Raw genomic sequence first — 22,970 nt, 5'->3', positions numbered from 1 at the left:
GGAGATGCAGAGAGACAGTTTGGCAGCCGAGTTGTCGTCCGCCGAGGCATTCATTGGCGCGAGTCTAGCAGGCCGCAAGCAATCTCATGGAAGTTTGTCGAGTCGACCGGACCAAGCTACGCAGCAATGCGCTGATCTGCTATGTCTCCTCTTCTTCCCCTGCATACATTGCTTGCAAATAATCCAGCTCGGCATACTCAGCAGAATCGGCCGGGACCTTCTTCATGTGTTCACGAATGAGCTGCCGAAACTGTTTTGGATCGAACGGACCGCCGTCGTCCAGCAGATGATCACCTTCCCAGTAAAAAGCCATGCGGTGCTACTCCCCGTCTCGCCTTTCCCTTGTCCAGCGATCAACGAAGGGGCCAACGGCATGTCTCACATCTGCCGAGCTTTAACTAAGAAGTCGCATTTCGCTGATCACGTTGTGCGTGAATACATGCGCCAATTGAGTCGTTCGCATGAGCACAGCCAGAGGCCATCGCCTCCTCGCGATCGCCTAGGGATGCCAGTGGTTCACGGGCTATTCGCGCAGCATCGCTCTATGACTTCCGAGAAGACTTATCATCGCAATCTGGCTCGGGGGCGATCGGTCCACCATAATCGCATTCGACGGTGAAATCTGGCTCAGGCACTTGCCAATCGCATGACGATGAGCACAGTAATGTCATCATCCTGAAGAAAGCTTGCCGCCGTGTTTGCGACGTGTTCGGCTGGGCCGCTGCTGCATCAGTTGGCTAAGCCGGTCGAAGCCGCAGAGCTCTCCATGAAAGAGAGATGCGCCACCAGAAGCGAGCTCCCCGAATGCCAGCGCGTGGTGGCAGCCCGACGATACAGAAGATGGTCGCGGGGAAGCTGCTCCCAGTTGTGGTCATCGAAACCCGGTTGCGCCCAGGCAAGGTCGTCTCCGGTATGGAATTTCCATAGCCCGGAAATAGGCGTGTGCCGCTGCCAATGCCGACGGCACTGAACGCTGTGAGGGTTCCGGAGACGTAGCGGAGGGCTTTTCTGCTGGCGCGCTTTGAGCGCCGCATACAGGAGACATCGCCAAGCAGAACACCAACGAGTACAGAAAAAGACGCACGCCGGCCTTCAGCTCGCCCAGCACACCAGTTGAAAGCATGCGCAAACTATAGCAGCGGGATCCATTATGCCCCGCTGAGCTTCCACGCAGATAAGGACAACTGCCGCTTCGGAAGCAATCATCGTTCGACTACAGACGCGGCGAACTCGGTGGCAGCTCGTGTGGTTTAGGCTTTGCTCTTGCCCTGTGCAGCCCAACGCTTCTTCTGAGCGGCGGCAATCCTTGCCCTTGCCTCAGCGCTCATGATCCGCTTCTTCGGCGCAGCCGTAACCGTGCTGCTCTTGGGGCGACCGGGACCGCGCTTCGTTGGTTCAGAGTTCGGCAGTGTCTCAAGGATGGCGCGGGCCTGCTTGAGACGATTAATCTCTCGATCTAGAGCTTCGATGATGCTTTGGGTATCCATAACTCCCCAAAGTAGCACGTGTTAGCTGACCTCCCGCTCCAGTGAAAGCCCTCTCCTAGCTGATTGCCTAGTAGGAGATCCTGGTCACTCGGCAGGTCCGTATGCTCTGAGGGGTACTGTATTGGGTTCGCCACGCTCATCCAGCACAGCTTTAGCAGCGTAAGCGCTGGCACTATCCATCGCGGGCCAACTGTTCCGAAGCCAATCTGAGGGCATCTCTCGAAATGTAGCCGCGAGGGTCTCGATAGCTTTTGTCATCACGTTCCCTTTACATGCCAGCCTGTCGCATCCGTCTAGCGGTGCGCTCGAAGACTCGCTCTGTGAGGTCACACCTTCAACCTGGGAGAAGAGGTGTCATATAAGGGACGCAATAAGCCGACAAGTAGTTTTCACTCAGCGCAACCGCGAGATGCCCCTTTTGTGGCATTACCGAATACGCACGTAGAGCGTCACAGTTGTCTGCCTCTGTCGGGGGATGCTGCTATGGCAGCTCTGCATCAAAATGTAAGAGGAAAAGCAAACACAGACCTGGGAGAAGAGGGACTCTGGAAACGGAGTCCCCATTTTTTGTTCCCGGACGATCTGCTCTGACCGGATCACTTCCGACAAGCCGACTTCCCGTTACCGATCTGGTCGCGAAGGCGGGTGGAAAGATGAGAGTGGCCCTTCGGCGTTGAACAGCCAGGCCTGAAGCTCAGGCGCTTACGGTTAGTAGGCCGGTTACCCGCAGCGGCTCGCGCGTCCCTTCGCGGGCGACGGACACCACCGTAATGTCGTCATCCTGCCCGAAGCTGCACGCCGTCTCGGCCACCCGCTCGGCGCTTGGCCTTTCGCGCATCAGCGCCGCCACGCGTTCAAAGCCGTACAATTCGCCTTCGTGGTTCCGCGCCTCCAGCACGCCATCGGTCATCAGCGTCAACGTCTCACCCTCTCCGAAACGCGTGTGTTCCTCGTCGTACAACGCATCGGCAACAAGCCCCAGCGGCAGCGATGCCGGCACCTTCCACTCCACGCCATCGCGGAAGGGCGACAGGTGCCCGGCATTCGCCAGTGTCGCCGTGCCGTCCGCGTCAAGCCGCAACACCAGGCAGGTAGCGAAGCCGCCCTGGGTGCGGCCCAGCAGGCGGCGGTTCAGCCCCGCGAGAATCGCGGCAGGGCTGCGGGTGGCCTCGGCCAGCGTGCGCAGCGTGCCGACGATGAGGGAGACAGTCATGGCGGCCTTGAGCCCCTTGCCGCTCACGTCGCCCACGATGATGAGCGTGCCTGCACCGGGGTCGTCCGGGTCCGGCGGAATCACTTGGAAGAAGTCACCGCCCACCTCCGCCGCGGGCTTGTAGACGCTGGCCACGGCCAGGCCGGGGACGGACGGGATCTCCTCCGGGATCAGGACGTTTTGCAACTCCTGCGCGGAACGCATCTCCGCTTCCAGGTGCGCCTGGCGGTGGCCCTCCTCCATCTGTCGCCGCACGACCGGGACGGCCAGCGTAAGAATCAACAGCCAGCCAAGCAGCGCGAATGCTGAGAAATGATACGTCCCTATCGTCAATCCCCAACGGACCATGCGCTCCTCGACGGCTGGCCAGAAGGAGCCTGCGAAATTGAGAGCAGGTGACCAGGCACCGTAGATAGCCGCGATCAAGCCCAGAGGAACCAGCGATGAGGTCTTCTTGCGGGCCAGCCCGAAGCCGACCAGGAAGACAGGGAAGAAACACATCGCTGTGGAGATTTCCGTCGTTACAAAGTCCGTGCGAAGGATCCCCGGGCCGGCAGTCTGCCAGAACCAAAGGGTGCTGGAGTCGATGAGGCTCGCCGTCACAACGACGGCGATCACGGCTGCGGTGATCACGCGCCATCGCCTGCTCGTGTTCAAGCCGAAGATCCAGAGCAGCGTCAACCAGAGCCCGACGTCTTCGCACAGCACCTTGATCTGCTGTAACAGCTCATCCGTCACGAAGGGTACGCTTCGTGTCGATACGGATGCCAGAGCTGCGAGCGGGTACGAGAACAGCAGGAGCGCCAGCCAGAGATAGAGCCAGTCTCGGCGCCCCCGCAGAAAGAGCAGGAAGCTGATCAGTCCTCCGGCGCCGATCAGGAACGCAGAGATGGTGGCTGGAAGACGTCTGTCCACGCGGCGGAGGGAGGCGAGCTGCGACTGCTGCTGCAAGAGGGAGACGCGGCCCAGCCGCGGCGCGCCATGCAGTCCTCCGTCTGCCGGATCGCCTACCGTTGATAAAGGAGGCACCCAGAAGCGCAGGGCGAGGACGCCCGCGGTAGCCTCGCCGTTGCTCAGCGGAAAGATACCGTCCTGTCCGTAGTAATACCAGACTGCGTGCGGCGGCAGGCGGCCGGAGCTGCCGATCAGTTGCCCGTTCCAGTACACCTCATACGCGCCATCGGACTCAGGGATGAAGAGGCCCAGCGGCTTGCTGCCCGGGCCGATCTCCAGCCGCTTGCGGTACCAGGCATAGCCGGTGTAGCCGGGATGCCCCTGCGCGCCCCAGGGCTCCTCCGACGTAATGGCCTGCCAGCCAGAGTCGTTGAACGCCGGGTTGGCCCACGACGGATCGTCGCCGGTGTGGAACTGCCACGTTCCCTTGATAGGCACGACCCCCGGTCCGGGGTCGGCAATCTTGAAGGTCTGCGCGCGGGCGCCGACGCACATCACCGCCGCCAGAAAGAGCCACAGCAAGCGGCAGCGAGGTTCGTGAACAACAGCCGGTTCAGGATTGAAGGACGAAAAGAAGAGCTTTAGCGAACCGATGTTGCACATAAGGGCGCAGGCCTCCTGGAACCTAGGCGAGGTAGAAATGATCTGTGGCGCAAAGTGCCGCCAGTGTACGATATCGGGCGAAACGCGGGCACCTGTCACGTAATCCGGCGCAGAGCTGACATCATCGACTTCCCAGGGCTGTGCGCGTTCGCCGTAAGCGCGCACGCCGGGCCGGATAGGTCCTGAGATACGCCGTTGTGGGGATCGACGGGCGTCACTTCCGAGAAGCCGACTTATCGAGATTGAGAGAGGGCGCGGCGGTCAGGAGCGGATTGCCTTGGCGATCCCGGAAAGTCCGAGTGCAAGGGGAAGCGACCCTATGAGGATCACCAGAGTGCCTCGTCCAGAAGGATCCCTGAAGAAGTCCCACCACATCGTCGTTCCTATAGCAAATACAAAGAGCGAGAGCAGGAGGAACCCTGCGCGCTGAAGGCGTGTCTGATGTCCTGATCCGATCCAGGAATGTAAGAAAGGTGCCCGTTCCGCTAAGGCCTTCTGCAGCGGATCATGTCCCTCGCCTTGAAAATCCATATTCATCAGAGCTGTGTCTGCCCAGATCGCATACGGAGACTGTAGCGCACTAGCCGGGGTAAGTCCTGATGAACGCCATTGTCGTCGGTAGGGAGGACTTTGAGCCGTCCCGGAGCGGCTTTCCTTCTCAACTGACGAGAAGCCGACTTACCAGGACTAATGGATTCGGCTAGCATGATTGGGTGAGCTGCACGTTCCGCAACTTGTTCCTGCTGCTTCTTTCCGTTCATACAGCTGCTTGTCAGGCGACACAGCCTTCTGACTGCACTAGCCTCAGGCACCGACCACGAAGGGTGTCCTGCCTCTGCGGAACGGTACATATATGTGTTGGTGATCTCTGCAACAACCCCTCGGTTTACGATCTGGACGAACAGATCATCGTGGAGCTTCGATCTAAAGATGGCGCCGTTCTAGAACGGCAGACCGTACACGACGTCGTCCACGAGGAGCATGGAAAGACTCAGGACGGAACAGCTACCGTCTACCAGAAGGAAGATCGTGCGTTTTCATTTCACGGCAGAGGCAATGGTACATATTCACTCGCTTTTATCCTTCAAAAGCAGGGCATACCGCAACCAGCAGTCGTCTGGTATGTGAAGTACTCCGAAGAGAAAAACTCGACACCCGAGCCGTTTTACGTAGTAGAACCGATGTGTCCAAAGCTGAATTGATCGTAAGCGCAAGTCTGTTTTCGTTGGCGACTAACGACAAACGCCGTTGTGGAAAGTGGAGACTTCGAGCAGCTGGCACGATGGTCGGACCAGAATCACTTCCGAGAAGCCGACTTAGCAGGATCGATCTCTCTGAGTGATGAGGAGCGCTCCGAATCCTGAGCGCTCCTCTTTGGTCGCATATTCTCGACTAGATAGTTCCGGTGGATGCCGGCGTCGAGACAACGGGCGGCTCATCAAGGTGAGCGACCGGCTTCATCGCACCGATCTGCTGCAAAATTCCCACCTCGTGCGAGGCTCCCCAGCGCTCAACAATCTTTGCGTCCGAGTTGAACTTCGATATCTGCATACCGCGAACTTTGATCTTTTTTCCTGTTGCAGGGATGCCGTTGAACGGACCATCCTGCGTTCCAGTGATGGTGTATGCAAAACCCACGTTGTTCTCATCCGCAAGCATATGTTCGACGGCAATCTTGAAGTCTGGAAACGCTGAATGAAACTGCGTAAACCACTGCACAAAGCCCTGTGGGCCGGGACCTTGATCGTCTGCAGGATCATTGTCCTTGACAGCCGGATCAAAGACTTCAGTCAATCGTTCAAAGTCATGGCTGTTAATGATTTCGCCCATCTTCTTCTGCGTTGCGACGTTTGCTTCTTTGCTCATATTCTGAACCTCCACCATAGGATGCAGGTAAGCAGGTTGAAACCGCACCGCCTCAACTGCCATGCGGGTACTTGGCGCCTGATGTCAGCTCGAGTCAGCGCGAGGCGCAAGTCCTGATAAACGCCGTTGTGGGAAGCTGACGAGCGATTCGGATCGGGTACGGCTCTCCTGGCCGGACCACTGCCCACAAGCCGACTTGTCGGGACCAAGCCGCTACTCTGCTCTACGTGAGCGCAACCAGGCGCTTGGATTCCACCATTTACGAGCAGATGCCTTGGCCGGTCGGTTCAGTTCATAAGTTCGATGAACCACCATCCCTCAAAGTGTGCAGCGTAATCTCTGCCGCGTGTATCACGTATCGAAACGTCGCAAATGTAAGGGCTCTGTGGCTCCCTTGGAATCGGACTCGGCAGGGTACGCTGCAGATCGTAAGACAAAGTAAGAGTGGCGGATTGGATCAGCTCTCTGTCTGACCCGGCGCTCTGGACCAAGCGGAGGAACATCTTCGAATACCAATCCGGCAAAGCGGAAAGAGGCTTTTGCAGGAGTGTTGCTGGGCTACCTCGACCGCTGAGCAGGTCAATTGTCAAGGTGTCCTCTCCGCTCTGCCGTGCAAAACGCAGGATATGTCCCAACGAGTAATCGTCTTCGGAGTAGTTCATCGAGCTGGTGAAGGAGCTACCAAGGTTGTGTGCAACTCCTTTGAGAACCTTTGTTCTAGGCATGCAGGACTCGCTCTTGTTCGATCCGGCGATTCTATCGCCCATCGCTGGATAGCTCCCGATAAACGCCGTTGTAGGAAGTTGAGCGGGACACGGAATGGCCTGTGGATTGGGTTCGCCTTATGTTCGCCTATACTGGCGTACATGGGTGGGCCGAGAGCATCCACAATCCGGCAGATCGAACGGGGCGCAATCTGCTGCAAATGCCGCAACATGCTGCCTCCCAGGGAGGACGGCTGCACAGGCGCACGGCTCTGCCTTCGCTGCATGGAAGCACAACTCAAAGTCGTCATCATGGCGTTCGACTTCGATCTCGCAACGAACCACTATCGCGTGACGTTCACCGAGGCAGATGGCATGACAGCTCTGCCCTGGACGGGCCGGTATAAGACACAGGAACCGCTCTATAGGATCGTCAATGCCAGCTACCAGCCCATGCATGCAGAGAGCGAGATGGAACGAAAGCTGTTCTCTACCCGGCGTGGCATGGTGCGCCTGCGACTCTTGCCTGGACAGTACGAACGCCTGAAGCGGTCACGGCCCGGCTCGCAATGAAGATCGGCCGCTATGACAAAGCTGTAGACATGAGCAGGCTTGGTTGGGCCGTGCTGATCGGGGCTTGCTCGTGCTGTAGAGCCACGGAGGCAGGTTGTGCTGAAACAGCAAGGCGCCGGATGTGTCTACACCCGACGCCTTGGCCATCACTTAGGAGTTGATCTGCTATGAAAAATTCCAAGCTAGGCAGCCATCAGGTTATCCCGCCTGCCGCGAGCCGTCTAGACGCGTCGTAATCCTGGCAGCGTCAGATCTTTTTCCTCTCTGTAGCCAGATGTCCCCTGATCTCGGTTTGACATTCGTTAGCATCGTTCGATGGGCCGCTTCCTCGTACATGTACATGTTCCAGCGGGCGTACAGTCCGAGCTAGACCAAGTCATAACGGACCTCATGGAAGAACATGGATTCACCAAGGATTGGAAGATCGGCTCTCGCAACGTCTTCTTAGCTCCTGGGCTGTATGGCGGTGAAAGCACCGGTGATGATGCGACCGTGACGAAGGCCCTACAAGCTGTCTTGCGCAAGGCGATCAGTGACGACCTTATCGTCTTCGTCTTGCATGCTGAGAATGTCCTTCCGGTTGCTCCACCATCTTGGCTACCGAAAGCCTCCGTCTGGTATCCCGGACAGCATTAACATAAAGGCCCAGGCATCGCGCCTGGGCCTTCTGTCACGTTCTGCTGTTCCCTTGCTAGGCAGCGAAGCGACGACGTGCAGCACCGATCACACCGAGCACACCTGTGCCGAGAAGAGCGAGGCTGGACGGTTCAGGTGTGGCAGCTGTGTCGATTGCGAAGGTGATTGTGCTTCCTGCGGCGACCGTCACTCCTACAAGCGATATATTCAGATTTCCGTTTGTGAGAGAAAAGTCGCTGCTATTGAAGTCTGTTCCCGTCGTGCTTTGAAACAGAGCAGATGTGAATGGAGTCGTCAAATCCGTGTTCGTCACCTGGGTCAATGCGTACATAAAATCTTGGCCGAAGGTGAGAACAAGAGAGTTGGCGCTGAAGTTCTCTGTAAAGGACAGGGAGGGGTTAGAGACGGTAAACTCAGCGCCAGAGCCAACCGTAGCTGTTGCGCTACTGCAGGCAAGGCCAGAGTTTGAGTTGGTCTGGTTACAAGAGACGGTGTTGCCGATTAGAGAATCAGCTTTGGCAGCAAGGCTGAAGGCAAGCATGGCTGTGGCAGCCGCGAAAAGGCGTAGGCGCAAGGGGGAAACTCCTGATGTGATGTGCGCCCAGCGTACGTCGGTTTCTGACGTTCTCTTGTCGGCAATAGAAGCTGAAAAGGCGACCTTGTGCGGCTCACGCATCGTTTTGTGTGTCCGCTAAACTTTCCGCATGTGTGGTCGCTACCGTCGCCGTTCCGACAAGCAGAGGATCGCGGAGGTGTTCCATGCCGCTGTGGGCGACCTCTCAGACCTAAACTTCGCACCCGACGACGACATCCGGCTCACCACAACACAGCCGATCATCCGAATGAACCGGGACAGCGGAGACCGGGAACTCATACCTGCCGGTTGGGGCTTCATCCCTTCGTGGCAGAAGCCGAGTGAGAAGTTTCCTCCTACGACCTTCAACGCTGTGCCGAGGGCATCGAGAAAGCCGGGATGTGGCGCAACTGGTTCGTTCTACGAGTGGCACAAGATCCGGGCCAAGAACAATCCGAAGTATGAGAATAGGCATAGCAGACGGCCAGCCGTTCGCGTTCGCGGGCTTGTGGGATACCTCACCGGCAACACCGGCTGAGTTTGTCGAGCCGAACAGCCGCTGATTCAGAGATGCTGCCTGCCGCGAACGCTAATCACACGGCGGGAGCCACGCACGAGAGCAGAGTGACGGTTTAGGCGCTCTCCACCCCGAACAGGCTGAGCGGGTGCGAGACCTCTTGCGCGAAAAGATCACTCGTTCGCTGAGATCTCGGAGGGCCTTTCCGAGATGCGGCTATAAAGGTTAGCGAGACACGCGAGTTCGAAGAACAGTGGGCTCTTCGGTTCTAGTTCCGCCATGTGCTCAAGAATGATTTGCCTCATTTCGTCCGCGTCTCTACCGACGCGTTTGCCTTTGGTCGACTGATCCTTCTTCCATTCAGGTGTCATGCTTACCTCCTCACTTGTGACGCCAAACCACAGTCAAATCTGAGATAGCAATACTCGCCACCTCGCGACCCAGTCGGTACGATTGGCGACACAACAGGTACAACTTTCGAGCTAGTCTCGACAAGCTGCTTGTTTCCTGCATGGATGCGCGGCGCGCCACATCGACGAAGGGTCCAGGCGGTTGCCTGCGAGAAGCAAGGAGAGGGCACATCTGGGGCTTCCCAGAGGGCGCAGCTTCTTAAGCTGGGCTTCAGCTTAGTTCGCCTATACTGCGTTTCGCACGTCCCCTCGGATCCCAGGCCTTGGTGATCCCGTGCTGAAGAAGGCCGAACCGATGCATGCGGATCGATCCGCTTCAGCACGGGAGACGTGTTGAATTTTGCGGAGGATGAGGCTCGGTGAGATGTCGTCGATAGCAGGATTCAGTGAAGGGCTAACGACAATAGACTCCGCACACGACGTTTTAGCAAAGACGGTCAAGCACGACTTGCCGCGTATCGCGTTCCACTCCCTTGCACTTTCCAGGTCTCAAATGCCTTTGTTCACATCAGTTCGCAAATTCTTCGTCGCCTTCGTGCGCAGCGGCCGTACCGTGCAGCGGACTCGACCAAATCCCAAACCCAAATCGCTTCTGAGCACAGTTCTCGATTCCGAAGCGAAACGGCATTCAGCGAACACTTGCGCGCTTGTCATTGAAGACACCCGAGCCGCCATCGAAGCTGATCCCAACTTTTCAACCCTGCTCAAGCTGCACCGCTTGCAAAGGTTGGAATTGGTAGAGAGCCGGATGCCACATGGTGACTGTGCAGTGTGGATCACGGTCAAGCCCGGGGAACTGGTCGGTCTGCTTACCGGACCCGACGCCAGCGGCATCTGCGAGGCCTTGAGAAGTCGAGGTGAGGCATGGGGTCGTGTGCTTGAGGTCGGCGACACAGAGAACGGCACCTACAGGATTGACTTGATCTTGTTCTGGCGCAATGGGCCGCTCGCAAAGACTGAAGTGATTCCGCGGAACCGTGCTGCTTAGGCGTGCTGCATGACCTTCACGCTCACAAGCGCGGCGCCCATTTCAGACGCCTCAGCAGACAATGCCGAGGTTTCGTTCGAACTGCGTCTTCATCGCTTTCGCCTCATTCGCTGCTTTGAGAACCTTGAGCAAGCATCGGAAGTGCTTTCGGATCTCGGCCTTGTCTCAGATGCGGTCCGACCTCGACTGTTCCGCAGATTTGATAGCCCGAAGAGAATCGAGCTGCCTCCCGACTACGATGTCAGCTTCTTACCCTGGCTTGGGTTTGATATAGAGGACGTCGAATGAGAAGGGCTGGCTCCAGGAGAATCTTCAGACTGTGTTCCTCCGCAAGGAACCTCGGCGAGCACTCTTGCGAGCTCACCGAGCAACCACATAGGCAAGATCGGCTTTGCATGCACCCGATATGGCATGCTGGGTGGCAGCTGCTTGCCTAACAATCCAGGGACGTCGGCCGCTCCACTCATTAGCATCACTTTGACTTCAGGGTAGCTTCCTGCTATCTCGTCTGCCAGCTCGAACCCTGTCATCTTGCCGGCGAGCGAAACGTCAGACAAGACCAGATCCGGAGCAGATTGAACGACCTGGAAAATAGCGCTTTCAGCGTCCGCATACGTCGTGATGACGTAACCCGATCGCTCGAGGATTATGCCCAAGGTTTCAGCAACAAGTTCGTCATCTTCTACTAGGTAGATGCGTTTGGACGAAGACATATTTCTACTGCCTCACCTTCGACAAAGGAACGAAGTATAGCTCCTGTATAGAAACCTGCCGACCGCAAGGTGTCTGTGCGTAAGCTGCAAGACTGCCCAAACGCGAAACGTCCACGCCGTCGATCTGAAATGCGGAAACCGCTCTAGCGCTCTACGGCTCGTGAAAGTTAGCTGACAACGCATCGCGGCGGAAAGCGAATCAGGGATGATCTGCTACCTTGTCCAGAGCGAACAGCCGTTGCGATGTATATCCCAGCCGAGCAGCGCTGTAACGAGCATGATCCAACCGATAATTGCAATGCTAAATCTATAAAGCTTGAGCATGATGTCTCCGTCCTGCGACGCAGTGCGTCCGCGATGCAGCAACTACAAGGATGGCGGGAAGAGCGAAAGGCGCTCAGAGTCGCCGCTCTTGCCTGAGTGGCGATCTGTTTTCCGTCGCGCGAGATGATGCATTTTTCGGCCCGGTGTATTCACTCGGTGTCCATGTCGAACCCAAGCCACGGAAGGAAACTGACGTCATAATCTCGGTGTAAATTCGCGACGGCAGTTCCGTTCAGACCGGAAGTAATCTCCAGGCAATACGCTGATGAGATCAATCCGACTTGGCGCAGTTCCTCAGCGGCTTGGACCACTCCTTCGAAGCAGCGGACGAAGCGCAGACCACCATGACGTACCTCACACCAGACACAACCGAACTGGTCGAGCGAGATCACGAGTGTCTTCTCCTTGGAGGTCAGAAGCAATCGTTTGAACGATTGCCACAACGAAATCCAACGAATCTCGTCTGGCCGATTTGAGACGTTGGGGTAGATGGAAAGCGACGAGAGAAGAAACACTCTTACTCCTTCTTAATGGAGGTGAATAGATGGCACGTCCGGATCGTGTTCTTGCTGTGAGTACCTTCGCTGCAGCTTGTATGCGCAGTTCTGGTTCCAGTCCAACGATTGAACCTGCAGTAGGCGGCATCCCAAGCCTGTGGACTCGCCACGAAGTCGCTAAGAGCGACCCTCTGGACACTGTGAATCGCCAATACCAACTCGACGCCGGCGACTTGTTTGGACTCCGCTACGATCGAAACAGCGAAGCAGTCGTGCTCCACGCGCCCCTTGCCCCAAGGACAGCAGATTCTTGGATTGCTAAGATTCGCTACCATCGGCTCATCCAGCACGAGATTCAAAAGATAATTGCTGTCAGTGACAGCTATCGCCGGTGCAGGTACTCCGATGTTCCTAAAATCCGACATGACAGTCAGGCGTTGGTCGCTGTTTCGGAACACACAGACGAATTGAACAGAAGGTCGCATGCTTGTGTCTGGTCGCCTTTAGGTCGGATGGATCCAATACAACGGCTGCAATCTTTGCTTGTTGGCCGATGAGACTTGAGGGAGGAAAGCGCAGATTACGATTACGCTGGAATTCGTGTGATAGACACTGGTCTAAGTCGGGAGGTGCGCCGACATGCGGTACTTCGACTCCGGATGCCGCGCAGACGATTTCTCGTGACGAATTACACCTGAGCACATTGATGCGATGCTGGCAGCAGTTTGGGCACTGTCGAAGTGTTTGCGCCAACACCGAACCGCGCGTTCTCGCATGTGGGCGCGCCTTGATGGTCTGGTATTTGCCCAACGCGTGAGCAGCCGCCTGGTGCCTTCCATAGTGTCCGGTTCGCTCAACCCGCAGTTCTCCACGACAATATCCTCGTGAATATTCACCTGATCTGAGATGAGGACTGGGGTTCCGCAACTCAATGCCTCTGCTACAACTAAGCCGAAGTTTTCCTGATGGGATGGTAAGACCAAAGCCTCAGCGGAACGCAGAGCGCCCCACTTCTCTGGGCCGACGAGCATGCCTGGCCAAAGTACTCGATCCTGGATCCCAAGGTCTCTTGAAAGCTCTTCTAGCGAGGCTTTCCAACCGACAGAATCGGGGCCCGCAAAGACCAATCGAGGCAGGTTGACGTGTTCATGGACGGAGGCATACGCTCGCAGTAGGAGATCGCAGCCCTTTTTAGCATGCAGCCTTCCCATGAAGAGGAGGAAGGATTCTTCCCCGATTTCAGGAACTGCGCATCGGAAGGCGCCAACTTCATCCGCTGCATCTCCAAGAGGTCCGGGCGTACCGTATGGTATGACGCTCGATTTCCAGCGAGCACCTGGAAAGCTGGTGCCAGACAATGTCAGTTCCCGATCTGTCGTAAACAGAACCCTGTTTGCCTTGTTGAGTAGGAAGCGCTCTATCAGGAGCCAATAGGGCAGCTTCTTCAGGTGCTTCAATCGATATTCTTTGTTGAACCAAGGATCCAGCATGCCATGTGGAAAGACAACGTAGGGGTGCTTTCCTGCGAGCTCCCGGAGTACGGCGTAGCCGTGGTACTGCCACAGTCCGTCAACTAAAGTCACATCGAATCGATGAGCATTCGTTCGCAACCACGGGCGGAGGTGAGGGGAGAAGCCAAATCCATCGCTTTTCACTCCCAAAGCATGCACAGGCGCCAGGACATCTGTAGTTGCTTCTCCGGGCGGATCCAACGTTGCGATCTCCATAGTGTGCCCGGCCTGGCGATAGCCCTCTGCAAGGATTCGAAGCCCTTCTGCGGGACCGCCTCCCTCTTTTCGCATGGAACGTATTACGTGTAGAAAGTGCATGCTCTTCCTTGTGGGTGTGATACTGCGACGCGCCGCCTACTCAATCACTTGAGCAGCTGATTGGTGAACAGGCCTGCTGTTTAGGAAAGACGACAACGGGACTGATTACAACCAGGACGATGACTACGATGTCGTCAGCCCAAGGCCTGTCGGATAGCTCTGAACTCTAGGTTGGTCGCGATAGGGTAAATACCTCTTCAAACCCGCACCTGGCAGTTCTATGAAGCGATAGCCGAACTCAGCCACGCAGCAGGTCGCTATAAGGGCCAGCAGAACTCCGAGAATGTGAGCGATCGGACGACCGCAACTACGCGCGAGCCATGGTATTACGCGGTCCAAGGTCACTAGAAGGAAGAGCTGGTGGATGACATACAACCCGTAGCTTCGCTTGCCGAAGCTGACCGCCCACTTCTGAGAGCAGACACGATGCACGACGGAGGATTTGTTCATCGCCAGAATCACCAGAGCGATACCCATTACCGACAGGAGGGGAGAGATAAAGGCTACGCCGAAAGGCTCTACGGGCATGCTGGTGCCTGAATAGAAGGCGCGCCCCAATACGGCGCAGCAGCTGATGACAAGACACAAGATGGCTGGAAACGCGAGTTTCTCTACCAGATTCTTATGCTTTCTCTCGGAAATCGCGAGAATCGCACCGAGGATAAGCGCGTCACACCGAAAGACCGAATTTACATTGCCGAAAGTCGGGTATGGCATCGCCCACCACCACCACGCAAGGCGAGCGGATAGCGATAAGAAGATGGCAAAGTAGCAGAGGCGCAGCAGCGATCGATCATTCCTAACGAGAAATATCGCGACAGGCCAAAGAAGGTAAAACTGCTCTTCGACTGCAAGTGACCAAAAGTGGCCTAGGTTCATCATCGGGTTGATTGCATAGAAATCGTCGGTCAGCCAAAAATTGTGCAGATGAACCAAAAGGAGAATGAGCCGTAGACGCAGTCCAGTATGCATTGCCAGGGCCACGAGAGCACATCCACACAGAACCGCATAGTACAAAGGCGCGATTCGCAGGAGCCGTCGCATATAGAACACGCTGAAGTAGTTTGCTTTCTCGCGAGTGCTCAGAAGAACACCAGTGATCAAGTAGCCAGAGAGAGCGAAGAAGATCGGTACGGCGCAGTATGACAACTGGCACGCTAGAAGCCATGGATACGCAAGACGAGAATGACTATGCAGGTTCGCGTTATGCGTACTGTAGTGGACCAGGAACACGATGCCAAAAGCTATCGCACGTATACCTTCTAACTCGGGTTTGTAGGCAATGGAGCGTGGGGAAGTCGCGCGATCACTCTGAACCATGGAGTGAATCTAGACAGATCAATTACTGGCGAACATCCCACAGGCGTGGTGAAATCACAGGCGACATCATGCTCGATATCTCAGGTGATGTCTAACATCCCAGACAATATCATTAGTGATATCAACTTCGAGAGGCCACGAACCGAACAGAAGACCGAGTCGAAGCAACAAACTGCATTATCGGCGCCATTGGTCATTTGAAGCGGAAGTGGGATCTTGGACTCGATCCGCGTTACGCGTGAGCTTCTCGATTGTCGCCATCGTTATGAATTGGTTTAGTGAGACGCCATCGCGTTTCGCATCGAGTTCAGCTTGACGGCGAACTGATGCCGGTAGGCGGAGGGGGAAAGTGACGGGTCTCTTTGCGTCCATGTATGTCTCGTGACCATCAGGTATTGTCGCCAGGCAGCAGCACAGGTAATGCGTTGTAGTAATCACCAAGGAGATTACCCAAGGTCAGCGTTTGCCTGCGTCATGTACCAGACGTAAAAATCAAGTGAATCGTAGATCATTGATGAAACGAACATTATCTGCGTATATGTCCACAATGCGAAAACATCTGCGGGCGCGCCGATGGGAGCTTGTTGGACCAGCAGAGTGCGCAACCTCGACCCTGCTGCACGTTGCTCGCGTAGCGAGCAGTTTTGAAGGCTTGATCCGTACCGGAGACGCGAGCCCTTCCATGATGTCCCGAATTGCGATCATCCCTCTGAAGCCCGAACTCCCATCCCCGAGACACCGTTGCTGCTGCCCGTGCTTGCTTTCGATTCGACGACACGCGAGTAGAGCGCCGTCGACATCGGTGCATAGTATCCACACGCGCCCATCGGGTGGCCGGAAGCGAGACTTAATGCCGTGCCTGACGCAGAAGCCGTGGTATGCGTTGAGGAATTCGTAGAGCCGTTGAAGACGAGCGCGCCGCCACTCAGGCCGGCTTGCGCGGTCCAAGTCCCATTCGCGATGTTCATGACGGGGCCGGTACCCTGATTTGCTGAGGCCGTTCCCGAACCTTCATTGAAGAACCATTCACCCGGGACGGTGCCAGTGGTCACAGCGCAAGAAGTCGACACCCATGCGCCCACATACACGCCGTTCGTAAGGGTGAAGGCGAGCATGTTGTGTGTGCTGTCTGGGGGCGGCCCTATTGGCATCGACCAGGTAGAAGGCGTCGACACAGATACAGCCTGCTGCTGTTGCACTGTGTTCGCGCCCGGTCCAGCACGAGCGGTGCCCGTGTAGGTGAGGTTCACATTGCCTTTCTTGGCGGTGTTCGTGATGATACCAGCCGCAGCAAGCCCGGTGCTGATGGCCGATGCACGCGCGGATAGGGGATGCTTCCGCTCGTGATGTTGCTTGCATTCGTTGTGTCTGTCGTAGCGGAAGGCGCGAAGGTTTTGCCGCCCGTGCTCGCTACAGAAGGATTCGGGTACGTTCCCGAGAGGTCGCCGCCCGCATTGCCGCTCGGCGTTCCGCCGCCACTGCCGCCCGCGCCCAGGCACGGATTCGATGGCCCGCAGGGACACCACTTCTTCGTGGTAGCGTTGTAGCCAAAATCCCGATCCCGGGCTGATTGTCTGCAGCCTGGCCGGCTGTGCCGGTTGTGGTAAGAGCCGAGTAGTTTGTGCCGTTGTAGGAATATAAGGCAGCGGCGGGCACGTAGTCAGCTGTGGGCCACTGTGCGTTCACGGCAGCTCCAGAGAAGAGCAATATGGTGACTGCGGCGATTAAGCCAGGACGGAGCTTGAGAGATCTCGTCCCGACAGCCATCTAGCCCTCTAGACCCGCAGCCCTGCCGATGGTCGGTGCCGCTGCTCCTGCTGCCTGGATGCCACCGAGAAGCATCTGCTGCCAGAACGGACGTGCTGCCTGGTTGGCGGTGTTGAGGTAGGAATTGGCTTGCTGGTCAGACGACGTGTAGAGGTCGGAAAGCTGCGAAAGCGCAGACTGCTGACGTTGGTTCTCAAGGCCGGTGTTCTGATTCTGAATCTGCAATGCCGTGCTTGCGTTGCGGTCTCCAGCCATCCGCGCAGCATCTGCAATCGATGCTCCAAAGCCGCCCGCATTGTTGTCGCGAGCCGCGAACAGATTGCCGGCGCCCACTGCCGCCGCCTGCCCGCCGCCGGAAGATTGCGCCGCACCGGTGTACAGGTCTGATAGCTGCGTGGGCGTGTAGCCGTCGCTGCCGGTCAGTTCCGTTGCAAGAAGGGGCGAGATCTGACCCAAGGACCGATTGGCAGTATTGCTGTTGGTACCATAAGAGAACAGAGCGTCGTTCTTCACTCCAGAGCTACCCATGTTACCTCCTATGCGCCAAGAGCGCACTTATGCGCTCCGCTGGTGTCGACTGCGCTGTCGATGAGCTGCTGTACCGCCGAGCGCTGAAAGCGGAACCCTCGCACATGCGGCAGCCGCAATGGCTTAAGCTGGCGATCTCGCACCATGTGGCGGACGCTTCGGGTCGATGTGCCGAGCATCTTCGCGACGATGGGTGCAGTCAGAAGTGTGTCGACAGTCTCGCTGCGCATTGCTCCCTCTCTGCGATCAAAGACTCTTCAAGAACACTATGCAGCCAAGCACGGCTTTTTGTTCCTGTTCGTAACGAATGTGTTACGCGCCGAGGTCAAGCAGCTTTCCAGGCGAAACGTGCAGCACGCGAGCGATCTTCCGCAGAGATGGCAGCGACGGTTCGCACTCGCCAGTTTCGATCCTGTACAGCGTCTGCCGGCTGATACCGCACGCGTCGGCGAAGGGCTCCGGCCCGATTCCTCGGCGCATCCGCTCGTGGACGATAAGCTTTCCGAGGTTTGGCATCGCTTACTCCCATTCCGGCGCAGCAGGCGGCTGGCTCACTGCTGTCTGGGTCCGTTGCGGGATTAAGATGGTGCGGATCCCAACCTCTCCCGCGTGCTCTACCGTTCTCGTCACTTTGCCCTCGACACGGTCCAGAAGCTCGCGCAATGCAAACACATCCCCTTTGCACGCCTGCTGGATGGTCTTGAACGCCACCATATGCCCAAATGTGGGTGACGTCCCGAAGAGTTCGCCAAGGAAAGAACGCTCTTCTGGTCGGAGTTTGTCGAGCATGCCCGCGGGGATGGCCCGATCTAGCTGCTCCCTGAGGTAGTCGGTGATCGGAGCTTTCTTCGGTCGGCCGGAAGGGTTTCCGGACTGCCCGGGCTGGAAACGGTGCTGTTCTGGTGGATTGCGGTTCGTCGTTGCTTGATTCATCTTCTGCGTCCTCCGGTTCTGAAGCGCTCCTGTTAGCAGGGCTGCTTTTAAGGCGTCCAGCTTGTCCTAGTTGCCGCCATTGTTTGTTCCGCTGGGCCGCGGGATGCTGTGGATGAGCGTGATCCCCACACCGCCGGCATGCTCCACCTTGGCGTTATCACGGTAAGTTTCAGGCTTCGCGCCTTTCAGCAGGAAGATGAGGAGCGTGTCGCTGTACTCACGGGTGCTGCCCACCTGCTTGCCGCCCTGGTATACGGGCCGATCCACTCCGGTGTAAGCGCGTCGCAGCGCCTCATCCTCAAGGACCTCGAGGCCCATCGCTCTCGCTTTGCGCCAGTCTTCCGCAAAGTCCGCGTCCGCATCGCGCCATTGATAGGCAGTGGCCCTGGGAACACCGGACATGCGGCAGGCGTCGGATATGTTACCGCACTCGGAAAGAGCCCTCAGGAAGGCAGTCGTCTTCTGTTCGGTTCGTGTCGTTTGGTTCGCCATGGATCAATTGACCCTTTCTTTGGGGCGCGGGATAGAGTGCATGATCGCGATTTCGGCGAAGCTACCATCCGGTGTCTCGCACTGCTGCACGAGCGTGGCAGTATGCGCGGTGGCTGCCTTCGAGAGTGGCTGCGGCCCTGTTTCTCCCCTGTTCTCAGGGACCGCGGCGCTGATAGATTCCGCCCTTAATCCGCCCTGAGTCTGGCCGCTCAGAGCATCTGCCTCTCCGGAGTAGACAGCGCCGCCACGTGCGACGAACTCCCTCACGCGTCGTTCGCCATCCTTGTTCGCCTGCTTCAGCCAATGCCCAGCCGCATTCCAATCCGGGAAGACGGCAGCGAAGCTCCACTGTCGGTTCGTGAGAGCTTCGCCGACCAGCAAAATGTCTCTGCTCATGCCGCCTCCATTCGCACAGACCTGCCCAGTGCTGGGCTCTCGATACCCGGGTGGTCTATCGGGCTGTCCTGGGCCTTGCGACGCAGCCTGTGGGTTGTTACGGCGCTTTGCCGCCATTGTTCCGGGTATGCCTTGCCGAACGCTGTGGAGTCGACCAGTAGGCACACACCTGCGGCCAGCCCGCCGTTCACGCTGAACTCGGTTGCAATGGCCTGAGTGAAGGCGAGCTTCTCGGCGGTAACGCCGGCTTGTAGGCAGAAACGCTCGTAGGAAATCCATAGCCGCGCCACATTTCCGGCCACACGCAGTGACACGTAGCAGCGTTCACCGATCCACTCGTAAAAGGTCTTTCGATCCATGCCGCTGCTCACCGTTGCACCACCATCTCGATCCGAGACGAACGCGCCGCCGTGTCTTCCACGTAGCGCATCAGCCGCGGGGTCGGTGTGCTGCCGAACTTGGTTTGCACAAACAGGCGCTTCAAGCGCTCATCGGATTCGTCGCTCTCCAGCCGGAATATCGTGTCTGCCCAGCCCGCGATCGAACTGGATCCGCGCGCGCCCCCGCCTTTGTTCGTGTGATGGATGACGCACACCTGAGAACCGGAAAGCCGAGCCAGTTCATCGAATCGCGCCATTACCTTGGTCATGTCGTTCGCGGAGTTCTCTTCGCCGCCATGCAGCTTGTTCAGCACGTCGAGCACCGTGAACTCGATACCCTCACCGCGCAGCCACTCCGCCATTTCGGTCAGGTCTTCGTCGTTGTCGATCCGGAACGTCTGCGATTGCTGCACGGTGTTGATCCGGATGTTCCGGTCTACATCGCTCCAATCGAGGTTTCGGCCGCGCGCGAGGCCGCGAAGGCGTTCGCTTACGAGTTGGGGTCCATCCTCGCGAGAGATGATCGCGGTACGGACAGGGCGGCCAAGCGAGGGAAGCGAAAGCACCCGGCCGCAAGTCGCCAGCGCAATCGCCAAGTCGAGGAAGAAAAAGCTTTTTCCCGTCTTCGGCGGCGCGATCACGAGGCCGCGACTGTTGCGCGGGATCAACCGATCTACCAGCCAGTCGCCGCCTTCAGACTCGTTCCGCACCAGCTCGGAGGGCTTTACCAGCAGCGCCCGCGGAACCAGGTTGTCTTTGACCAGCGCGTGTTGCGGTGCCGGCTGCTGCCAGGCGACACGGTTCGGCAGTAATTGAAGCAGGTCCTCGACGGTATGCTCCTGCAGAAAGTCGGAGATGTCCTCCCCTTCGCCAACCGGGAGCGCGAGCCGGAATACCTGTGAGGCGAATGGAGCCACATCCCGGCAAACGTCTTCGTCGTGCTGCCGACCGGATTCATCGTTGTCGCCAAGCTTGATGACGATCTTGCCTTGGAAGTATCTTCCATAGCCGTATTCGGGCTTCCAGGCCTTCGCGCCACCCGGATTGCAGGTTACCCCTACCCGATCCACTGTTAGCGCGCCTACGGCCAAGCCACGGGCCTTGGCAAGGTATGTGCCGAGCGCGCGTGACAGATCGTTGCAATTCTTTTCCCCTTCGACCACGAACACGACGAGTGACTGCAGCACGTCCGGCAGACGGTAGAGGACGCGCCGAACGCCTTTGCTCCCCCAGACGCGACCGCCTTCACATTCTTGACACTCGCTATCTGGCGAGCAGCCGCATGGATGGTCGGGCGGCGTGACTTTGTTCCCGGCTGCGTCGACAAAGCGCCAGACACTGAACATCTCGTTTCCGGTCTCGTCGGTGTAGATGTACCGATCCCGCGCCTGCTTGCGGTTCCAGCCGCTGCGCTTCCCAATGACCGGCTCCTGGTGCACCCGCCGCTCGAACGGTGTGCCCACGACCTGCTCAGCAGCGCGTAAAGCATCCGCGATCGGCGGCATGCTTCCGCTTTCCGCCTTTTGCAGGTGCATCTCGAACTCGCCAATGCCCTTCCCTTTAGCTCCGCACGCGTGGCAGAAGTACAGGCCGTCTTCGAGGTTTACAGCGAGGGCCGTCACGTTGCTGCCGCCATGAAAGGGGCAACGGCTGCGGTACTCGTTGCCGCGGCTGTGCCGGATGCGGTACGGATCCAGGCGCTGCAGGAAGTAGACCTCGATCTGCTGAGGTGTCGCGCTCACTGGAGCCTCCCGTTCCCGTTGCCGTACAACTCAGGCCAGACGAGGGCAGGATCGTCACAGGCGACGAGGTCCTGCCGCCGCTGTTTCCACTTCTCGGCTACAACGCCCTGCCATTGCCCTTCGATCATCTGGTGCAGCATGTCTCGCGTGTCTTTGCCCTCGGCGTAGAAGTTGCGGAACCTGGAGATCCAACGCTCACGAGTGGCGGTGTCGATGAACGCGCAGCGCTTTTTCCGCCGCACTGCCATGTAGGCCGAGAAGTCTTCCGGCTCAAGTCCTGTTTCCTTGAGCTCTTCTGCCGTTGCAGGTCCGTCCGGTCTGTCCTGTTGCCCTGTCGTGGTCCGTTTCCGAGCGGGAGTGTCCGCGTCAGCGCTCTTACTCTCTTCTTCGTAAGAAGAAGAGCTACCGAAGGCGGTAACGGTAACGGAAACGGAAGGCTTTTCTGGGCTTTCTGTTTTCGAAGCTCCAGCTTTCGACTCAGAAGCCCCGGCTTTTTCTTCGCCTCTGATCGTCTGGCCTATCGCGTCAGCGCCAGCACTCGGCATCTGGTTGGCTCTACCCGGGGAAAGCTGTGGATTTTCTGAAGAAAGCCCCGGCTTCTCTTCGGCTTTTCTCGGGCGGCCGCCCCTCTTTCCCTTCGCCGACTGTGATTCGCTGAAAGCTGCCTGCTTCTCCGCCTCAGTAACCATGCGCGGGTTGGCTCGCCAGCCGTCTTCGACTACGGGGAACTTGCTCAGGAGGATCTCCCGGCTTTCTGACCATTGCTCTCTGGACATGCGCGCCCACCGCCGCAGCATCTCGTCATTGTCGGGAAGGTAGCCGTGACGATCGTTCATCCAGGCAGTGAGCAGCAGCACCGTGTAACTCCCGATCTCGTGCAGGTCCATGGCCTGCACGGTCGGAGAGCTGAGGAAATCGCCAGCGTAGAAGCGAAAAGCAGGACTTCTCATGCCTTCGCCTCCATGTCTTCGAACTGCAAAAAGCGCGCATCCGGCCACGCGGGTACTGGTGTGTCCGCAAAGGCCGGCTCGTAACCCATGTAGGGAAACGGATCTTCGGCGCCGGCGGCAACGGAGTGCCCGCGGAGGTCATTGATGAGTTGGTGTGCCCTCTCCGCTTTGGCGCTACCTGGGTGTAAGCGATTCAACACGTCAACGTGCTCATACAGCACGTTCGCGAGCACTTCGATGCGCTCCTGAGTCAGCGGCCAAGGGAACCTCTGTAGCGCGCTCATTCGCCACCGCCTTCCGCGTTTGCGGGCTCGATCGTCCACGGCATCACGAACGCCGCATTTCGCCGCGTCAGCAGCTTCAGAGCGACTTCGGCCTCGCTCTTATTCATCTTGCGAGCGCGATCTGCGGATGCCACACGCGGTGCACCTTCAAGGCCTAGGAAAAGCGACCCGCACTTGAGCACGAAGCGCGGCTGATTGTCAGATCGTTGTGGCGCTACCGGCGCGCCTGCTGGTAGATTCAGACTCATCGCAATGACTCCTTCTGAGAGGCGCCTGGCAGGGCGCCTTTC

The 22,970-nt window shown here is 57.8% G+C and carries 26 protein-coding genes; 4 read left to right on the top strand and 22 right to left on the bottom strand.

Features of this window, described 5'->3' with window-relative positions:
* Nucleotides 1–139 precede the first annotated feature (139 nt).
* From OHL12_RS09180 to OHL12_RS09165, 4 genes are all read right to left on the bottom strand, one after another.
* Nucleotides 140–313, bottom strand: coding sequence for a hypothetical protein (locus OHL12_RS09180; RefSeq protein WP_263413522.1), 174 nt, complete (start codon nt 311–313; stop codon nt 140–142).
* 937 nt (nt 314–1,250) lie between these two features.
* Nucleotides 1,251–1,487, bottom strand: a complete 237-nt coding sequence (locus tag OHL12_RS09175; RefSeq protein WP_263413521.1) for a hypothetical protein — start codon at nt 1,485–1,487, stop codon at nt 1,251–1,253.
* Between the two features lie 694 nt (nt 1,488–2,181).
* Nucleotides 2,182–4,176, bottom strand: coding sequence for a PP2C family protein-serine/threonine phosphatase (locus OHL12_RS09170; RefSeq protein ID WP_263413520.1), 1,995 nt, complete (start codon nt 4,174–4,176; stop codon nt 2,182–2,184).
* Nucleotides 4,177–5,649: 1,473 nt separating this feature from the next.
* Nucleotides 5,650–6,186, bottom strand: coding sequence for an ester cyclase (locus OHL12_RS09165; protein ID WP_263413519.1), 537 nt, complete (start codon nt 6,184–6,186; stop codon nt 5,650–5,652).
* A gap of 926 nt (nt 6,187–7,112) precedes the next feature.
* Between OHL12_RS09165 and OHL12_RS09160 the strand changes: the two genes are divergently transcribed.
* A complete protein-coding gene (locus tag OHL12_RS09160) occupies nt 7,113–7,400 on the top strand; it encodes a hypothetical protein (protein WP_263413518.1) in 288 nt (95 codons plus the stop codon).
* A 315-nt stretch (nt 7,401–7,715) separates the two neighbouring features.
* On the top strand, nt 7,716–8,036 hold the full coding sequence (locus OHL12_RS09155; RefSeq protein ID WP_263413517.1) for a hypothetical protein: 321 nt from the start codon (nt 7,716–7,718) through the stop codon (nt 8,034–8,036).
* A gap of 55 nt (nt 8,037–8,091) precedes the next feature.
* On the opposite strand, the gene OHL12_RS09150 is transcribed toward OHL12_RS09155, so the two are convergent.
* Nucleotides 8,092–8,712 carry a PEP-CTERM sorting domain-containing protein gene (locus OHL12_RS09150; protein WP_263413516.1) on the bottom strand — a complete coding sequence of 207 codons (621 nt, stop codon included), beginning with the start codon at nt 8,710–8,712 and terminating at the stop codon, nt 8,092–8,094.
* 28 nt (nt 8,713–8,740) lie between these two features.
* Between OHL12_RS09150 and OHL12_RS09145 the strand changes: the two genes are divergently transcribed.
* Nucleotides 8,741–9,148: an SOS response-associated peptidase gene (locus OHL12_RS09145; protein ID WP_263413515.1), complete on the top strand. Its 408-nt coding sequence runs from the start codon at nt 8,741–8,743 to the stop codon at nt 9,146–9,148.
* Nucleotides 9,149–10,030: 882 nt separating this feature from the next.
* On the top strand, nt 10,031–10,525 hold the full coding sequence (locus OHL12_RS09140) for a hypothetical protein (RefSeq protein ID WP_263413514.1): 495 nt from the start codon (nt 10,031–10,033) through the stop codon (nt 10,523–10,525).
* Nucleotides 10,526–10,758: 233 nt separating this feature from the next.
* On the opposite strand, the gene OHL12_RS09135 is transcribed toward OHL12_RS09140, so the two are convergent.
* The 17 genes from OHL12_RS09135 to OHL12_RS09060 form a co-directional block, all read right to left on the bottom strand.
* Nucleotides 10,759–11,238 (bottom strand): response regulator, encoded by a 480-nt coding sequence (locus OHL12_RS09135; RefSeq protein ID WP_263413513.1) that lies wholly within the window; start codon nt 11,236–11,238, stop codon nt 10,759–10,761.
* Nucleotides 11,239–11,711: 473 nt separating this feature from the next.
* Nucleotides 11,712–12,077, bottom strand: coding sequence for a hypothetical protein (locus OHL12_RS09130; RefSeq protein ID WP_263413512.1), 366 nt, complete (start codon nt 12,075–12,077; stop codon nt 11,712–11,714).
* A gap of 599 nt (nt 12,078–12,676) precedes the next feature.
* Nucleotides 12,677–13,861, bottom strand: coding sequence for a glycosyltransferase (locus OHL12_RS09125; protein WP_263413511.1), 1,185 nt, complete (start codon nt 13,859–13,861; stop codon nt 12,677–12,679).
* Nucleotides 13,862–14,011: 150 nt separating this feature from the next.
* Nucleotides 14,012–15,208, bottom strand: a complete 1,197-nt coding sequence (locus OHL12_RS09120; RefSeq protein WP_263413510.1) for an acyltransferase family protein — start codon at nt 15,206–15,208, stop codon at nt 14,012–14,014.
* Between the two features lie 177 nt (nt 15,209–15,385).
* Nucleotides 15,386–15,580 (bottom strand): toxin-antitoxin system HicB family antitoxin, encoded by a 195-nt coding sequence (locus OHL12_RS17415; protein WP_399261257.1) that lies wholly within the window; start codon nt 15,578–15,580, stop codon nt 15,386–15,388.
* Between the two features lie 329 nt (nt 15,581–15,909).
* Nucleotides 15,910–16,458, bottom strand: coding sequence for a hypothetical protein (locus tag OHL12_RS09115; RefSeq protein WP_263413509.1), 549 nt, complete (start codon nt 16,456–16,458; stop codon nt 15,910–15,912).
* 517 nt (nt 16,459–16,975) lie between these two features.
* Complete coding sequence (locus tag OHL12_RS09110; RefSeq protein WP_263413508.1) at nt 16,976–17,503, bottom strand: hypothetical protein; 528 nt, start codon at nt 17,501–17,503, stop codon at nt 16,976–16,978.
* 8 nt (nt 17,504–17,511) lie between these two features.
* Complete coding sequence (locus tag OHL12_RS09105; protein ID WP_263413507.1) at nt 17,512–17,733, bottom strand: helix-turn-helix transcriptional regulator; 222 nt, start codon at nt 17,731–17,733, stop codon at nt 17,512–17,514.
* An 82-nt stretch (nt 17,734–17,815) separates the two neighbouring features.
* Nucleotides 17,816–18,019, bottom strand: a complete 204-nt coding sequence (locus OHL12_RS09100) for a helix-turn-helix domain-containing protein (RefSeq protein ID WP_263413506.1) — start codon at nt 18,017–18,019, stop codon at nt 17,816–17,818.
* Between the two features lie 3 nt (nt 18,020–18,022).
* The gene (locus OHL12_RS09095) at nt 18,023–18,436 is read right to left on the bottom strand and encodes a DUF5681 domain-containing protein (RefSeq protein ID WP_263413505.1); all 414 of its coding nucleotides are present in this window, start codon (nt 18,434–18,436) and stop codon (nt 18,023–18,025) included.
* 66 nt (nt 18,437–18,502) lie between these two features.
* Nucleotides 18,503–18,928 carry a terminase small subunit-like protein gene (locus OHL12_RS09090; RefSeq protein WP_344687543.1) on the bottom strand — a complete coding sequence of 142 codons (426 nt, stop codon included), beginning with the start codon at nt 18,926–18,928 and terminating at the stop codon, nt 18,503–18,505.
* 3 nt (nt 18,929–18,931) lie between these two features.
* Nucleotides 18,932–19,324: a hypothetical protein gene (locus tag OHL12_RS09085; protein WP_263413503.1), complete on the bottom strand. Its 393-nt coding sequence runs from the start codon at nt 19,322–19,324 to the stop codon at nt 18,932–18,934.
* Nucleotides 19,321–19,683: a hypothetical protein gene (locus tag OHL12_RS09080; protein WP_263413502.1), complete on the bottom strand. Its 363-nt coding sequence runs from the start codon at nt 19,681–19,683 to the stop codon at nt 19,321–19,323. Before OHL12_RS09080 ends, OHL12_RS09085 begins: the two co-directional genes overlap by 4 nt.
* 8 nt (nt 19,684–19,691) lie before the next feature.
* Nucleotides 19,692–21,446 carry an AAA family ATPase gene (locus tag OHL12_RS09075; protein ID WP_263413501.1) on the bottom strand — a complete coding sequence of 585 codons (1,755 nt, stop codon included), beginning with the start codon at nt 21,444–21,446 and terminating at the stop codon, nt 19,692–19,694.
* Nucleotides 21,443–22,396 carry a YdaU family protein gene (locus OHL12_RS09070; protein WP_263415106.1) on the bottom strand — a complete coding sequence of 318 codons (954 nt, stop codon included), beginning with the start codon at nt 22,394–22,396 and terminating at the stop codon, nt 21,443–21,445. The genes OHL12_RS09075 and OHL12_RS09070 overlap by 4 nt, the downstream gene beginning before the upstream one ends.
* A complete protein-coding gene (locus OHL12_RS09065) occupies nt 22,393–22,680 on the bottom strand; it encodes a hypothetical protein (protein WP_263413500.1) in 288 nt (95 codons plus the stop codon). The genes OHL12_RS09070 and OHL12_RS09065 overlap by 4 nt, the downstream gene beginning before the upstream one ends.
* On the bottom strand, nt 22,677–22,928 hold the full coding sequence (locus OHL12_RS09060; RefSeq protein WP_263413499.1) for a hypothetical protein: 252 nt from the start codon (nt 22,926–22,928) through the stop codon (nt 22,677–22,679). Before OHL12_RS09060 ends, OHL12_RS09065 begins: the two co-directional genes overlap by 4 nt.
* Nucleotides 22,929–22,970 lie beyond the last annotated feature (42 nt).

The organism is Terriglobus aquaticus (genome assembly GCF_025685415.1).
Classification (GTDB): domain Bacteria; phylum Acidobacteriota; class Terriglobia; order Terriglobales; family Acidobacteriaceae; genus Terriglobus; species Terriglobus aquaticus.
Note: the sequence above shows the minus strand (reverse complement) of the source record. Positions and strands in the feature narration are given on the sequence as shown.